Genomic DNA, 15,921 nt, shown 5'->3' on the forward strand with positions numbered 1-15,921 from the left:
AATAATACCATAATAAATAACTTTGTTTTCGTGGATCACAAAACAGATAATAAAAACAGTAAAATTTATTCAATATTTTGAAGCTTCGTGCATTGTAATATTTGTTGCTAAGACTCTATAATATAGCTCAAGAGTTGTTTATTTAAGTGTAAATTTGTAAAATTTTTAGAAGTCTATAGGAGTTTATTTTTATTGATATTGCAATATTGATTCGTTTGTGTAATCTTAGCGCGAATGCACAGAGGTGTTTTATGGATAAATTGCATCATCCCCCTGTGTGATAAAGAGGGAAAAGCTATATGGCTGTATAAAAGTTTACATAGATCGTCGTAGTTTTTTCTCTAAAATTGACTTTTTTTTTTATATTGAAGTAAAAATAATAAAATTAAGTTTTATTTCATTATAATTTAATAAGTTTAAATTGGAATTATACTTAATATTTTTTTTAATTACTTAAAAGCGCGTTGAAAGGATTAACTTAATCATGTCGCATAAAAATTTTTATTCTGCTGTCTCAATATTAGTTGGAGCAGCTGCCCTTTTTCTTATAGCTGGTATTTCTGCAAATGCGCAGACTTTATCGCAAGGTTGGTACAAAGTTTGCAGTAAACAGAATGATGTTGATATTTGTAATACAATGAATACTGTATTATCAAATACAGGACAACCTTTAACGGCTTTTAATCTTGTTGAAATAAAAGGGAAGCAAAATGAAAAACGTATAGGTATTCAAGTGCCTACAGGTCGTTTTTTGCCAGAAGGTGTTCACATTCAAATAGGTGATGGTTTCTCTAAAAAAATTCCTTATATCATTTGTAATGGACCAAGTTGTATTGCCAATGATGTCTTAGATGATAAGCTTATTGCAGCTATGAAAAGTGGTACAAAAATGGTTGTAACCACTGTTAATTTCCGTGGTTCAGCTAATCCTATTGAATTTTCTCTTAATGGATTTACAGCAGCATATACCGGTCCTGGTATGGAAGAAAAAGATTTCCAACAAGAGCAAATAAAGCTGCAACAAGCTATTCAATCAAATCAAAAAGAAATTGAAGAGCGTATGCGGGCTGAGCAAGAGAAAGCAAAGCAAAAATAATACACACACGCCATAGAATTGGTTAAAACTTTTTCTATGATTATTTATTTAGACCGCCACAATTTTTTGTGGCGGTTTCTTTTTATTGTTAATTTTTTGAAAGGGTTCTGCGCTTCCACCAACCAATACGCGCAGTTTTAGGGGAATCATTAGATGTTGATGAAATAACAACAGGGTGGTTAATTGTTTCCTCAATTTTAGAAGGAGAAAGTTCGACAGCTTTCTCCATTTTCATATCAGTTTCTTTCTCTAATGTTTTTTGTATTTCTGTTGTCTCTTTAGAGGATGTTTTTTTACGTGTTCTACGTGTTGACTTCTTAGTATTTTCAGGAGCTTTATCCTCATTCTCATGAAGAGATTTATCTGTTTTTTTTGTTCTAATTTTATGTGCCGAACTGCTTTTAGTTTTTTCTTCAAGAGATTTTTGTTCTACAATATTTTGATCACTCTCTAGAGAAAGATTATTTTCTACTGCCCTTGAAGAAAGTGTTTTACGTTTTTTAGGTTTAACCCTTGTATCATCAACTTTTGTTGCCTCATCTTGCTGTTGTAGCTCGAGGGCTTGTGTATCATTTTTTATTTCTTCAGGTTTAGAAGATTTAGCCGATGGACCACTACGTTTGCGATGCGCTGCTTTAATTTCTGCTAAAGCCTTCTTAGAAAAATCTCCTACTGGTTCCGCGTAAGGAATGCGAACCTGATGAAAACTATTATCTTGATTTCGTCGACCACCACGGCGTCCTCGACGGCGTCCTCGACGGTAAGAATCATCACTCAATGTATCTTCTTTCTTATGAGAGTCGGAGAGAGAATGATCAGCAATTTCATCGTGGTGATTTTTGCGTTGACGTTTTTGATTTGTTTCAATGGAAGGAGGATTTTCAATAGATTCACTTTTTATGAAAACAGAATTTTCAATTTCTTGCTTATTGTCATCTTCCAATGAAGATTGAGAAATGCTTTCTGCTATTGTGCCTTTAGAAATAACAAGATGTTGTGTTCCAATACTATCATCTGCTTCAATACTAATATTGAGTTTAAAGCGTGTTTCTAAATTAACAAGAATGTTGCGTTTGTGATTTAGCACATAAAGTGCTGTTGCTACGGGTGTGCGCACAATAATATTATATTGAGAATTATGAAGGAGATATTCTTCAATTGAGCGCATGACATGTAAAGCAATTGATGATTCAGAGCGTATACTTCCTGTTCCTGCGCAATGGGGGCAGGGCTGTGTTGTACTTTCTAAAACTGATATGCGAATACGTTGACGGCTCATTTCTAAAAGGCCGAAGTGTGAGATATGGCCAACTTGAATACGAGCACGATCATTTTTTAAACAGTCTTTTAATTTTTTTTCGACCAGTCGCACATTGCGTTCTTCAAGCATGTCAATAAAATCAATCACGATTAAACCAGCAAGATCACGTAAGCGTAATTGACGTGCTACTTCTTCTGCAGCTTCAAGGTTTGTTTGTAAAGCTGTCTTTTCAACAGAGAATTCTTTCGTAGAGCGTCCAGAATTAACGTCAATAGCAACAAGTGCTTCTGTTTGATTAATAACAAGATACCCCCCAGATTTTAAAGAAACCTGTGGTTGCAACATTTTATCAAGCTGAATTTCAATATTATTTCTTGCAAAAATAGGCGTAGGATCGCGATAAGGTTGCACGACTTTTGCATGACTTGGCATAAGCATACGCATAAAGTCTTTCGCTTCACGATATCCTTGGTCTCCAGAGACAAGAATTTCACTAATGTTCTTATTGTAAAGATCTCGTATAGAACGCTTTATAAGATTACTTTCTTCATGAACAAGGCATGGTGCCGTTGACTCGAGTGTCAAAGTACGAATCGTATCCCATAACCGCATAAGATATTCATAATCGCGTTTGATTTCAGCTTTTGTTCTATTAGCACCAGCCGTTCGTAAGATAACGCCCATACCTTTTGGAACAGCTAATTCTTTTACGATTTCTTTAAGACGCTTACGGTCTTGCACATTCGTAATTTTTCGTGAAATACCACCACCGCGTGCTGTGTTGGGCATGAGAACAGAATAACGACCAGCTAGAGAGAGATATGTTGTAAGAGCAGCGCCTTTATTTCCACGTTCTTCCTTGATAACTTGCACCAGTAAAATTTGACGTCGTTTAATCACTTCTTGAATTTTATACTGGCGCCCTTGTTTTCTTTGATATGTCGGGAGCTCTTCACGGATGTCCTCAGCCCCAACCATTTCGATTTCATCATAAGAAACATCGGCATTTAATATCTCTTCTGTATGATTAATTGTTACAGTTTCGGATGCAATATCATTTTCAACATCGGCTGCTATGACATTATTTTTCGCATTTTTTTTTGTTCTTCTAGAGCGTTTTTTATTTTTAGTTGTTTCTTCCTCAAAAATATCTGCTGGACTTTCCCCTACAGCTGCTGCTTCCTCTTCTTCAAGAAGAGCAAGGCGATCAGCAATAGGAATTTGATAATAGTCAGGATGAATTTCAGAAAATGTTAAAAAACCATGTCGGTTTCCACCATATTCAACAAAAGCTGCTTGGAGAGATGGTTCTACACGTGTAATACGTGCAAGATAAATATTCCCCTTAAGCTGTTTTTTATGTTCTGATTCAAAATCAAGTTCTTCAATTTTGTTGCCGTGAACAACAACAACACGTGTTTCCTCCGGATGAGAGGCATCTATAAGCATTTTGTTTGACATAAGTTAATATCCTGAAGGCGACATGCACAATTCTATTCAAACGAACGGTGTAATTATTCGTAGATGTAAAGGGCTGTCTGCCATAAAAGGGAAGTACCAGAAAAACAGGACGGAACACCACGTGTAGATGCATGACTGCATTTACACCATTTCTCATCATTATCTCCATCTGTTTTTTATGACTCATATTTTTAAAAAGTCTCTGGTAAAATAATCTCTAAAACAGTTCGGATATCCGAACCAACGAATCTTAAATAATGCAATCCTAATTTTATAACATAGAAATTTTTCATCCATAACAAAGTCTCAGCGCATAATATGCAATAACCCCTTTAAAGATAACTTACTATGAGTTACAGATAATTAGATCGATTATGAGCTAGGAAGCACCAATATTCTTTTATGTTGATATCATACGTTTGGCAAGTAACAATGTAAATCATGTATCATGATAATATTTTTATTACCTTAATTTCGTTTTTGTTTTTTATAATGGGGAGAGTTTAGCATTTATTGAAAAATAAACAATAAATTATTACAAATGTCGTTGTAGAATACTTTGCTTATGATAAGAGGGCTTATGATAAGATTTTCTTTGACCCAAAAGCTGAAAACAGCCTATTGGGATATTATTGTGCAATTCATATACTTTTTATTATTTTTTTTGTTATGTCAAGCCAATGTTCATGCTGCTGACCCTTTGAGACTTATCAATTTTCGAGCCATTGGTGATAGTGCTCATACACGTATAATTGCGCTTTTCAATTCAAAACCAAATATTCGTTTGCAGATTTTGGATAGGCCTGCACGTTTGGTTATCAATTTACCTACAATTGACTTTTCAATGCAAAATATGTCTTTTAAAAAACAGAATGCATTATCCGTTATGCTCTCAGATGTGCGTTATGCTTTCTCAGACATACAAACTTCACGCATTATTTTGACAAGTAAAACAGTTTTTGTGGTTGAAAAAAGTATCGTAAAAAAATTAGACAATGGCTTATGGCAGTTGCTGGTTGATATTCGTAAAAGTACGCAAGAGAAATTTGATAAGATATTAAAGAACCAACAAAGGAGCAATTTTGATACAAAACTACCTTTGATTCCAGTGCAAAATTTTCGTGTTGTCCTTGATCCTGGTCATGGTGGTATTGATGGTGGGGCACGGGGGGTTACTGGAGTTTTAGAAAAAGATGTAACTTTAGATTTTGCGCGTGCATTGCAAGAAGAGTTACAAAAAGATCCGCATATTAGCGTTATTTTAACACGTGATTCTAATGTTTTTTTAAGATTAAGCGAAAGAGTAAAAAAAGCGCAAGAGTTTGGTGCTGATCTTTTTATATCCATTCATGCAGATACAATTGATGTTCATTCCCTTCGTGGAGCCACAGTGTATACCATATCAGATAAAGCCTCTGACGCCATTGCTAAATCTTTAGCTGAAAGTGAAAATAAAGTTGATTTGCTTGATGGTTTGCCTGCAGATGAAACGCTTGAAGTTACAGATATCTTGATGGATCTTACACGACGGGAAACGCATACGTTTTCGGTTAATTTTGCAAATAGTGTTATTTCGAGTTTATCAAAAAGTCATATCAACTTGATCAATAACCCTCATCGCTATGCTAATTTTCAAGTTTTAAGAGCTTCAGATATTCCCTCTGTCTTGATAGAGATTGGTTATCTCTCCAACAAAGAGGATGAAAAGTTATTAAACGATCCTCATTGGAGAAAACAAATGGCCCTCTCGATTGCTCATTCTATTCGTCAATTCGCTGAATATAGACAGAAAATGGTACAGCCTCTTTAAATTTGTGAGAAAATAGAGTAATTAATATGGGATTTTAGTGTATCCTAGTATAAATATAAAGATAGAAAACAAATTTTCTTTTTCTCAATCTTGCGTGATGATATCCACGTGGTGTGATTGAAGTCACATATTTTTTCTTTGATCAATTCTTAAGAAAGCGATAGCCGTTTTTATGATGATTTTTTTTAAATATCTTCCTCGTTTTTTTGTTACTACTGGACTTTGTAGCGCAATAACATGGGGTATTGTGACCAGTGGTCAAGCAAATGCACTTCCTGATTATGAAGTTCTTTCACTTTATGAGCCACCGGTAATGACTCGTGTCCATGCTTCTGATGGTCGTCTTATGGCAGAGTTTGCAACAAAACATCGCCTCTATTTACCGATTCAATCAATCCCAAAGCTTGTTAAAGATGCTTTTATTTCGGCTGAAGATAAAAATTTTTATCATCATTTTGGTTTAGATCCCGAAGGACTTTCTCGCGCTTTGATCAATAATATTCGTAATATTGGTTCTGGAAGACGTCCAGAAGGCGCATCAACCATAACGCAACAAGTCGCTAAAAACTTCCTTTTAAGTTCAGAAACAACGTTAGAGCGTAAATTTAAGGAAGCTATTTTAGCAATGCGTATTGAGAAAACTTACTCAAAAGATCATATCCTCGAACTTTATCTCAATGAAATTTATTTGGGGCGTGGTACTTATGGTATAGCCGCTGCCTCTTTGACCTATTTCAATAAATCCGTCAATGATCTGACGTTAGAACAATGTGCTTATTTGGCTGCTCTTCCAAAAGGACCAGCAAATTATGATCCATTTAAGAATACGCAGCGTGCTATTGATCGGCGCAATTGGGTTATAGATCGGATGGTTGCAAATGGGTATGTAACCCGTGAACAAGGTGAAAAAGCAAAAGCTAAACCTCTGGGAGCGAAAATACGTGGAAGTGATAGCTATGTTTTTGCGGCTGATTATTTTACTGAAGAAGTGCGTCGCCGTTTAATGCATCGCTATGGAGCTAAAACACTTTATGAAGGTGGACTGTCCATCCGTACAACGCTTGATCCGCATCTACAAATAATTGCTCGGCGGGCTTTACAAAATGGATTAATTAAATTTGATCATGCACACGGATGGCGTGGAGCTTATGCGCATATTGATAAAAAAGATGATGATTGGGGGGAGGAGCTTGCAAATATCACAGGGTTAAGTGATGTTCCTGAATGGCGTTTAGCGGTTGTTCTTTCTGCAAATCCCAATAAAATAGAGATTGGTTTACAGCCGCAGCGTGAAGCTTCTGGTATACTCTCAAAAAAACGAGAAATTGCTGTTTTATCTGAAGCCGCTTCAAAATGGGCACTTCATGTTGTGAAAGAAAATGGTTATAGAAGAACTGTTCATAGCTTGTCTCATGTTCTACAAGTTGGGGATGTTATTTTTGTTGAAAAGCTAGCCAATACAAATAACACTTATCGTTTACAACAAATTCCTAAGGTTGAAGGTGCAATTGTTGCTATGGAGCCGCACACAGGGCGCGTTCTTGCAATGGTGGGAGGTTTTTCTTTTGCAGTATCTGAGTTTAATCGTGCAACACAAGCTTATCGTCAGGCTGGTTCTGCATTTAAGCCCATAGTGTATTCAGCAGCACTTGATAATGGGTATACACCAGCATCGGTTATTTTAGATGGTCCCATCGAAGTTCGCCAATATAATGGTGAGGTTTGGCAACCTAAAAATTATGGTGGTACTTTTGCAGGACCTTCAACGCTGCGTTATGGTATTGAGCATTCTCGTAATCTTATGACAGTAAGGCTTGCCAATGATATGGGAATGCCTCTTGTCGCTGAATATGCAGAGCGTTTTGGCGTGGTCGATAAATTGCAACCTTATCTCCCCATGGCCCTAGGAGCCGCTGAAACAACAGTTTTACGAATGGTTACAGCTTATTCTGTCATAGCTAATGGAGGACGCTCTATTAAACCTTCTCTGATAGACCGAATTCAAGATCGTTATGGGAAGACAATTTATCGTCATGATGATCGTATTTGCGAAAATTGTAATGCGAATTCATGGAATAATCAAAAGGAACCCACTTTAATTGATGAGAGAGATCAAGTTCTTGATCCCATGACAGCTTATCAGATTACATCGATGATGGAAGGAGTTGTTCAGCGTGGTACTGCAGCGCGTTTACGTTATCTCAATAGACATATTGCTGCTAAAACAGGAACAACCAATGATTCTAAAGATGTCTGGTTTATGGGATTTACCCCTGATCTCGTCGTTGGAGTTTTTGTTGGTTATGATCAACCAGCATCGTTGGGATACAACGGGACGGGGAGTTCATTGGCTGCACCTATTTTTGGTGAATTTATGGAAGGTGCTCTTAAAGGAAAACCGGATGTTCCCTTTAAGATGCCGAAGGGTATGATTTTAATGCCAATTAATCGAAAAACAGGAATGCTTGCGGAAAGAGGAGATCAAGATGTCATTATAGAAGCATTTAAACCAGGAACTGGTCCTGCTGATATATATCAAGTCATTGGAGGGACGGATTCTTTTCAAGAAGGTGTTCCAGCAATAACCACTTCTCCACAAGTTAATAAAGCCCTTGAAAGTGGAACAGGGGGGCTGTATTAACCAACAAAATCTCCTTTTCTATGAGTCTTGGTTTTTATCTGTTTTTTAATAATGTTAGTCCGGTAAATAGAATGATGGCTCCTTTCCATTTTTGATAAAAGCTATTAAATTTGTATAAAATGCTAAGAACATACCAGAAAGAGTGTAAAAAATACGGTGTTAAATTATGCGAGCAGAAATAGAAACATTAGTTGATGAAATCCGACAAGCAATTCAGTTGCTAAGGGGGCATCTTTGACTGGGATCAATCACTAAAGCGTCTCGAATATCTTAATCAAAAAGCAGAAGATCCTACACTTTGGGATGATGCACAACAAGCGCAAGATATGATGCGTGAGCGTCAGCGTCTTGATGATTCAATCAGTGCTCTTTTATCATTTACAAAAACACTTGAAGAATGCATTGAGCTCATTGCGATGGGTGAGGAAGAAAGTGATGTTGAAATTATCGCTGAGGCGGAAAATTCAATACGTAACCTTAAAAGTGAGATCGATAAAAGGCAAATAGATGTGCTTCTTTCAGGAGAGGCCGATCCTAATGATACCTATTTAGAAGTCCATGCAGGGGCAGGGGGAACAGAAAGCCAAGATTGGGCTTCTATGTTGTTGCGTATGTATATGCGCTGGGCTGAACAGCATGAAATGAAGGTTGAAGTTTTAGAAATTCATGATGGAGAAGAAGCAGGAATAAAATCAGCGACGATTCTGGTAAAAGGGCATAATGCTTATGGATTGTTAAAAACAGAATCAGGCGTTCATCGCTTGGTACGAATTTCTCCATTTGATTCGAATGCAAAGCGACATACCTCTTTTGCAAGCATTTGGGTTTATCCGGTTATTGATGACGATATTGAAGTTGATGTTTCAGAAGCAGATGTGCGTATTGATACCTATCGTGCATCGGGAGCAGGAGGACAACATGTTAATACGACAGATTCTGCTGTTCGTATCACACATATGAAAACGGGTATTGTAGTTCAATGTCAAACGGAGCGTTCTCAGCATAAAAATCGCGCTACAGCTTGGTCAATGCTTCGTGCTCGCCTTTATGAAGAGGAACTCAAAAAAAGAGAAGAAGAAACCAATGCTGTTGAATCTTCTAAAACAGAAATCGGATGGGGACATCAAATTAGATCTTATGTTCTTCAACCTTATCAACTTGTAAAAGACTTGCGTACAGGGATTGAAAGTACTGATCCACAATCTGTCCTTAATGGGAACTTAGATTCATTTATAGAGGCTGCACTTTCTCAACGTATTTATGGAAAAGACAAAGAAATTGAGGATATTCGTTAATGATATATTCCTCCTTTAAACCGTGTAAGTTTATTTCTTACATTGCTTGTTTTATTAATGCTGTGATGTAGGGATAGCTCTTGATAGGTGAAGGGTTCAAAGAGGTGTTTTTTGTTCCTTTTTTCAAAGTCTTTTCTCACAAGTCAACTTTGCTTATGACAGGAACAAGTGAACTTTTTGACTCATTTAAGATAAGAAAAATCTGAAAGGAGAGAATTTATGATATCAGGAGGATTAATTTAAAGAATAAATAACTAGCTAATCTTATAAATTAACATATTGTAAAAATTGAACTCCTTGGAAAAATAAAATCAATTGAGGAGGAAGGCTATTGCTCTTAAATATCGTATACTCCTAGTTCATATGTCATCATGACGATAGTAAAAGCGTTGCAGCTGCTAAAACATTTTCAGCGTGTCCAGATACGCTCACTTTGCGCCATTCTTCTATGATTTTTCCATTTGCATTAATTAAAAAAGTGCTTCGTTCGACACCCATATATTTGCGTCCATACATACTTTTCTCTACCCAAACACCATAAGATTCAAGGGTTGTTTTTTCTTCATCAGAAGCCAAAATGACATCAAGTCCATGTTTTACTTTAAATTTATCGTGTTTTTTTACATTATCAGGAGAGATGCCAATAACAGCAACACCGATTTTATCAAAATTCGTCTTTAATTTTGTAAAATCAAGAGCCTCGCTTGTGCATCCACTCGTGTCATCTTTGGGATAAAAGTATAAGACAACAGGTTTGCCCCTAAAGTCAGAAAGACAGACCATCTCTCCTCCATCACGTGGCAAATTAAAATCAGGAGCAAGAGTTCCTTTCATTGATTTTGTCATGTTCTATCTTTCTTCTTGAGTTAAAAGATCAATGAGCAGCATGACAGAGAAGGAATAAAGTTTCAACTCTTTAGAATAAAATTATTTCAAAGATTTTTTGCTATCATATAAAAAAATATTCTTTCATAAAAACTAAATAAAAAATGAATAAAGAAGGCGCAAAAAACATCACTCTCATGAAATAAAAATTTATAAAATGAATGAGATATCAATAGATTATAGAGGTTTGATCAATACATGCTTTTTCTTACCAAAAGAAAGTTTAATAATTCCTTCTGCTGTGACATCTTTTTCAATAATAAGGTATGTCTCATCCTTTATGATTTGATCATTAACACGTATCCCTCCACCTTGAATATGACGGCGCGCTTCACTGTTTGATTTTGCAAGTCCTGCTTTTACTAAAAGAGAGAGTAATCCAGCACCCGTTTTTAATTCTATTGCGTTCATTTTAACTGTTGGAAGATTTTCTCCAATTGTTTTTTCTTCAAATGTTTTGCGGGCAGTTTCTGCGGCTGATTCGGCAAGAGCCCGACCATGCAACATTGCGGTAATTTCTGTTGCAAGAATTTTTTTTGCTTCATTAATTTCAGTCCCTTGTAAGAGAGAAAGTTTGAGAATCTCATCCATGGGTAATGTGGTATAGAGCTTTAAAAATCGTGTTACATCAGCGTCTTCTGTATTGCGCCAATATTGCCAAAATTGATAAGGTGAAAGCATATCAGCATTAAGCCACACAGCACCATTCAATGATTTACCCATTTTGGCACCGGAAGAGGTCGTCAGCAATGGTGATGTTAATGCATATAATTGTGGTGTTCCTAAACGATGCCCTAATTCGATTCCGTTAATAATGTTGCCCCATTGATCAGAGCCCCCCATTTGCATACGCAGGCCGTAACGTTTATAAAGTTCAACAAAGTCATAAGCTTGCAGAATCATATAATTAAACTCTAAGAAGGATAAAGAGTGTTCACGCTCAAGTCTGAGTTTAACAGAATCAAATGACAACATACGGTTGACAGAAAAATGTTTTCCTACATCACGCAAAAATTCTAAGTAGTTTAAATTGCACAACCATTCAGCATTATTTACAATGCAAGCATCTGTTTCTCGATCACCGAATGTCAAATAGTTAGAAAATACCTTTTTAATACCATCAATATTCGTTGCAATATCATCTTGTGTTAGAAGCCGTCGTGCTTCATCTTTAAAGGAAGGATCACCGATCAATCCTGTCCCTCCACCCATTAAAGCAATGGGGCGATGTCCCGTTTTTTGTAACCAATAAAGCATCATAATCTGAAGAAGACTTCCAGCATGTAAGCTTGATGCTGTTGGATCAAATCCAGTATAAGCGCTTACAGTTTCTTTTGAAAAAAGATCATCTAAGCCTTTTTCATCCGAAATTTGGTGGATAAAACCACGTTCACTCATAATATGTAAAAAGTCAGATTTAAAGGCAAACACAGAGTCAATTTCCTAATATAAGAGGGCAATCATTTTATATAATTGATGATTATATAATGGATCATTCATGCTTTATCTACCATAAATGACATATATCACAAGAGAACCAGACATATTGGTAATGAAGATAATAATATAAGTATTATTCCTTTTTTACGCTAAAAAAGGTAATTTAACGAAAATCAGTAAATAAAAAAAGACACTTTTTTACCTTTGTTTCTATCCTAAAATAAAATTTAGAAAAATCATAAATACAGTCTAAAAAAATTACATTACTATAATCAGGGATGGCTTTTGCTGACTTTTTATAAATCTATTGTATTTTCCTAAGTAAGTGAAAGTATTTCAGGAGGAGGAGCGAGAAATTCATTGGTGATATGATTATCCAAATAGTGAGCGCATCGTTCAATAAGTTCTTCATGGCATCCACTAAAAAAGTGATTAGCTCCTTCTAGTATTTCTTGTGTGATGATAATACCTTTTTGTGTTTTCAATTTATCAACAAGCATTTGAACGTCTTTTGGAGGGGAAACTTTATCGATACCACCATGAATGATAAGCCCAGAAGAGGGACAAGGTGCAAGAAATGAAAAATCATAAACATTAGGCTGAGGGGCAACAGAGATAAAACCCTCAATTTCCGGTCGGCGCATTAAAAGCTGCATGCCAATCCATGCTCCAAATGAATATCCTGCTACCCAGCAATTTTTAGAGTCTGGATGTTGTGCTTGCACCCAATCGAGAGCCGCAGCCGCATCTGAAAGCTCTCCTATTCCATAATCAAACTCCCCTTGACTGCGACCAATACCACGAAAGTTAAAACGGAGAGTTGTAAAGCCACGTTGTTGGAACATATAAAAGAGATCATAGACAATTTTATGATTCATCGTTCCACCAAATTGAGGGTGAGGATGCAAAATGATCGCAATGGGCGCATTTTTTTGTTGGGAAGGTTGATAACGCCCTTCGAGCCGACCCGCGGGGCCGTTAAAAATAATTTCTGGCATAAAATGCTCCTTAAATGCTATAAAAGGCTCTCATTGACCCTGGTCGACTTTTACCATAGAATCTCTTAAATAATCATTAGATATTCTTTTTTAAGTGCACTTTTCAAGAAAATTGCGCTATTTTTTTAATCAATTCATAAGATTAATGATTGCGATGTAAAATGGTTATAAAACGCCGATATTTTGATCATAACGCAACAACACCGCTCAAAAAAATAGCGCGGATAGCATTACTGGAATCTTTAGATACATTTGGTAATCCCTCATCCGTTCATAGGGAGGGGCGTGCTGCTAAAACTTTATTGCAAAAGGCGCGTCGACAAATCGCTGAAAATCTTAAAACAGATCCAGATAACGTTGTTTTTACCTCTGGTGCGAGTGAAGCAGCAATGACTTTGTTAACACCCTTTTACACGATGGGGAATGCAAAGGTTCAATTTTCTCATCTGTACCTTGGAGCGACTGAACACCCCTCTGTTGCAGAGGGAGGACGTTTTTCTAAAGAATTGATAAGTGTCATTACTGTTGATCAAGATGGGCTTATTCAACAAGATAAATTAGCATCCCTCTTAAGGACTCACGATAAAACAAAAGGTTTACCTCTTGTTGCTATTCAAGCAGCAAATAGTGAAACGGGTGTTATTCAACCGTTAAAAGAAATAGCGGCTATTGTTCGTGATTTAGGCGGTACTCTTATTGTTGATTTATCGCAATATATCGATAAAAATTTTGTTGATATTAATCAGCTAGGAGGAGACTTTTTTATACTCTCTGCACATAAAGCTGGTGGTCCTAAAGGCGTTGGTGCTTTTGTTTCATGTGGCAATCTCCTCATGCCACACCCTCTTATTACCGGAGGGGGACAAGAAAAAGGCTTACGTGGAGGAACAGAAGCATTATCTCTTATTGCTGCTTTTGGAGCCGCGATGGCTGATTGTCTCACACAGGAAGAAATAAAACAGTTACTATATTTACGTAATAAATTAGAAGATGGACTTCAAAAAATAAGCCAAAATATTGAAATTTTTGGCAAAAGAGTTCAACGTTTGCCAAATACGACTTACTTTACCGTAAAAAATATAAAAGCTGAAACCATGCAAATTGCTTTTGACTTAGAAGGTTTTTCAGTATCATCTGGTTCTGCTTGTTCTTCAGGAAAAGTAAAACAAAGCAAAGTTTTAGAAGCAATGGGGTATCATGTTCCAAATGGTGCCATTCGCATTTCGCTGGGACGTGATACAACCTCTGAAGATATTGATGATTTTCTATTATTTTTTTCTCAAATGATAAGCAAGAAAAAAGGATAAAATTAGAATTATTTTAAATAATAAAATAACTTTGATTGAAATTTTAGTACTTTGCCTATAGCCTAGGAAATAACTTATTTAATTTTAATCTTGTAAAACAAGACTTTTAGTTACCGGTTTTTGATGCCAAAAGATGGAGAAGCTTTATGCCGGCAGTAGAAGAAACAATACGCCAAGTCCGTGAAATAGATGTTGACCAATATAAATATGGCTTTGAAACGAAAATAAAAACGGATAAAGCACCGAAAGGTTTGAATGAAGATATTATCAAATTTATTTCGGCTAAAAAAAATGAGCCTGAATGGATGCTAACATGGCGCTTACAAGCTTACCGCCGTTGGTTGACAATGCAAGAGCCTCATTGGGCACGTCTTGAATATCCTAAAATTGATTTTCAGGAGCTTTATTATTATGCTGCTCCTAAAAATCATACAGGACCAAAATCTTTAGACGAAGTAGATCCTGAGTTATTAGCAACATACGAAAAACTTGGCATTCCTCTTAAAGAACAAGAGATTTTAGCAGGGGTAAGAAAACAGTCTGATCCCTCTACATTTGATGACAGTGTGTCTGTATCGGGGCAGGTAGCTGTTGATGCGGTCTTTGATTCTGTTTCGGTTGTGACAACATTTAAAAAAGAACTGGCGCGTGCTGGTGTAATTTTTTGTTCTATTTCAGAGGCGATTATTGAACATCCTGAGCTTATTAAAGAATATTTGGGAACAGTTGTACCAGTGGGAGATAATTATTATGCGGCCTTAAATGCTGCTGTCTTTACAGATGGTTCATTTGTTTATATTCCCAAGGGAGTTCGTTGTCCTATGGAGCTTTCAACTTACTTTAGAATTAATGAACGCAATACAGGGCAATTTGAGCGAACATTGATTATTGCTGCTGAAGATTCCTATGTTTCTTATCTTGAAGGGTGTACAGCTCCCCAACGTGATGAAAACCAACTTCATGCTGCTGTCGTTGAGCTTATTGCCCTTGAAAATGCAGAGATTAAATATTCTACAGTACAAAACTGGTACCCTGGCGATAAAGATGGAAAGGGTGGTATTTATAATTTTGTGACGAAGCGTGGAGATTGTCGAGGACATAACTCTAAAATTTCATGGACACAAGTTGAGACTGGTTCTGCGATTACTTGGAAATATCCATCCTGTTTACTGCGTGGAGATAACGCGCGTGGAGAATTTTATTCTATTGCCGTTGCAAACGGTCACCAGCAAATTGATTCCGGTACAAAAATGATTCATTTGGGAAAAAATACCTCCAGTCGTATTATTTCCAAAGGAATTTCTGCTGGCTTTTCAAATAACACTTATCGAGGGCAAGTCACAGCCCACCGAAAAGCACAAAATGCACGTAACTTTACACAGTGTGATAGTTTGTTAATCGGAAATGATTGTGGGGCCCATACAGTACCTTATATTGAAGCAAAAAACGCAACAGCTCAATTTGAACATGAAGCCACCACATCAAAAATTTCTGATGACCAACTTTTTTATGTTATGCAGAGAGGAATTCCCGAAGAAGAGGCAATTGCATTAATTGTCAATGGTTTTGTAAAAGAAGTTATTCAAAAACTTCCCATGGAGTTTGCTGTCGAGGCTCAAAAGCTTATTGGTATTAGCCTTGAGGGAAGTGTTGGATAATTCTATTTAATGAAATAAATCGAAGATAAGGCTGTAATAGTAGAAAAAAATGTAAAAAAACTTCTATGG

At 36.4% G+C, this 15,921-nt stretch carries 10 protein-coding genes; 6 read left to right on the top strand and 4 right to left on the bottom strand.

The window, feature by feature from the left end:
- Window positions 1-484 precede the first annotated feature (484 nt).
- Entirely contained in the window at window positions 485-1,096 is a 612-nt protein-coding gene (locus D1092_RS04070; protein WP_120122297.1) for an invasion associated locus B family protein, read from the top strand.
- A gap of 88 nt (window positions 1,097-1,184) precedes the next feature.
- Here the strand turns inward: D1092_RS04070 and D1092_RS04075 are convergent, their stop codons facing one another.
- Window positions 1,185-3,818, bottom strand: a complete 2,634-nt coding sequence (locus D1092_RS04075) for an Rne/Rng family ribonuclease (protein WP_120122298.1) — start codon at window positions 3,816-3,818, stop codon at window positions 1,185-1,187.
- A 580-nt stretch (window positions 3,819-4,398) separates the two neighbouring features.
- Here D1092_RS04075 and D1092_RS04085 point away from each other — a divergent pair.
- The 3 genes from D1092_RS04085 (at window position 4,399) to prfB (ending at window position 9,564) form a co-directional block, all read left to right on the top strand.
- Complete coding sequence (locus tag D1092_RS04085; RefSeq protein ID WP_120122299.1) at window positions 4,399-5,628, top strand: N-acetylmuramoyl-L-alanine amidase; 1,230 nt, start codon at window positions 4,399-4,401, stop codon at window positions 5,626-5,628.
- Between the two features lie 172 nt (window positions 5,629-5,800).
- On the top strand, window positions 5,801-8,269 hold the full coding sequence (locus D1092_RS04090; protein ID WP_120122300.1) for a penicillin-binding protein 1A: 2,469 nt from the start codon (window positions 5,801-5,803) through the stop codon (window positions 8,267-8,269).
- Between the two features lie 166 nt (window positions 8,270-8,435).
- A protein-coding gene (gene prfB / locus D1092_RS04095; RefSeq protein WP_120122301.1) for a peptide chain release factor 2 occupies window positions 8,436-9,564 on the top strand; the annotation gives its coding sequence in 2 pieces (ribosomal slippage) (window positions 8,436-8,504 and window positions 8,506-9,564; 1,128 coding nt in all).
- A 369-nt stretch (window positions 9,565-9,933) separates the two neighbouring features.
- On the opposite strand, the gene D1092_RS04105 is transcribed toward prfB, so the two are convergent.
- The 3 genes from D1092_RS04105 to D1092_RS04115 form a co-directional block, all read right to left on the bottom strand.
- Window positions 9,934-10,410, bottom strand: coding sequence for a peroxiredoxin (locus D1092_RS04105; protein ID WP_120122302.1), 477 nt, complete (start codon window positions 10,408-10,410; stop codon window positions 9,934-9,936).
- Window positions 10,411-10,626: 216 nt separating this feature from the next.
- Window positions 10,627-11,880 (bottom strand): tyrosine--tRNA ligase, encoded by a 1,254-nt coding sequence (tyrS, locus tag D1092_RS04110; RefSeq protein ID WP_120122303.1) that lies wholly within the window; start codon window positions 11,878-11,880, stop codon window positions 10,627-10,629.
- 326 nt (window positions 11,881-12,206) lie between these two features.
- Window positions 12,207-12,887, bottom strand: coding sequence for an alpha/beta hydrolase (locus tag D1092_RS04115; protein ID WP_120122304.1), 681 nt, complete (start codon window positions 12,885-12,887; stop codon window positions 12,207-12,209).
- A gap of 161 nt (window positions 12,888-13,048) precedes the next feature.
- Between D1092_RS04115 and D1092_RS04120 the strand changes: the two genes are divergently transcribed.
- The gene (locus D1092_RS04120) at window positions 13,049-14,194 is read left to right on the top strand and encodes a cysteine desulfurase family protein (protein ID WP_120122305.1); all 1,146 of its coding nucleotides are present in this window, start codon (window positions 13,049-13,051) and stop codon (window positions 14,192-14,194) included.
- 146 nt (window positions 14,195-14,340) lie between these two features.
- A complete protein-coding gene (gene sufB / locus D1092_RS04125; protein WP_120122306.1) occupies window positions 14,341-15,852 on the top strand; it encodes a Fe-S cluster assembly protein SufB in 1,512 nt (503 codons plus the stop codon).
- The last annotated feature ends 69 nt before the right edge of the window (window positions 15,853-15,921 follow it).

The organism is Bartonella krasnovii (assembly GCF_003606345.3).
In the GTDB taxonomy this organism is placed as follows: domain Bacteria; phylum Pseudomonadota; class Alphaproteobacteria; order Rhizobiales; family Rhizobiaceae; genus Bartonella; species Bartonella krasnovii.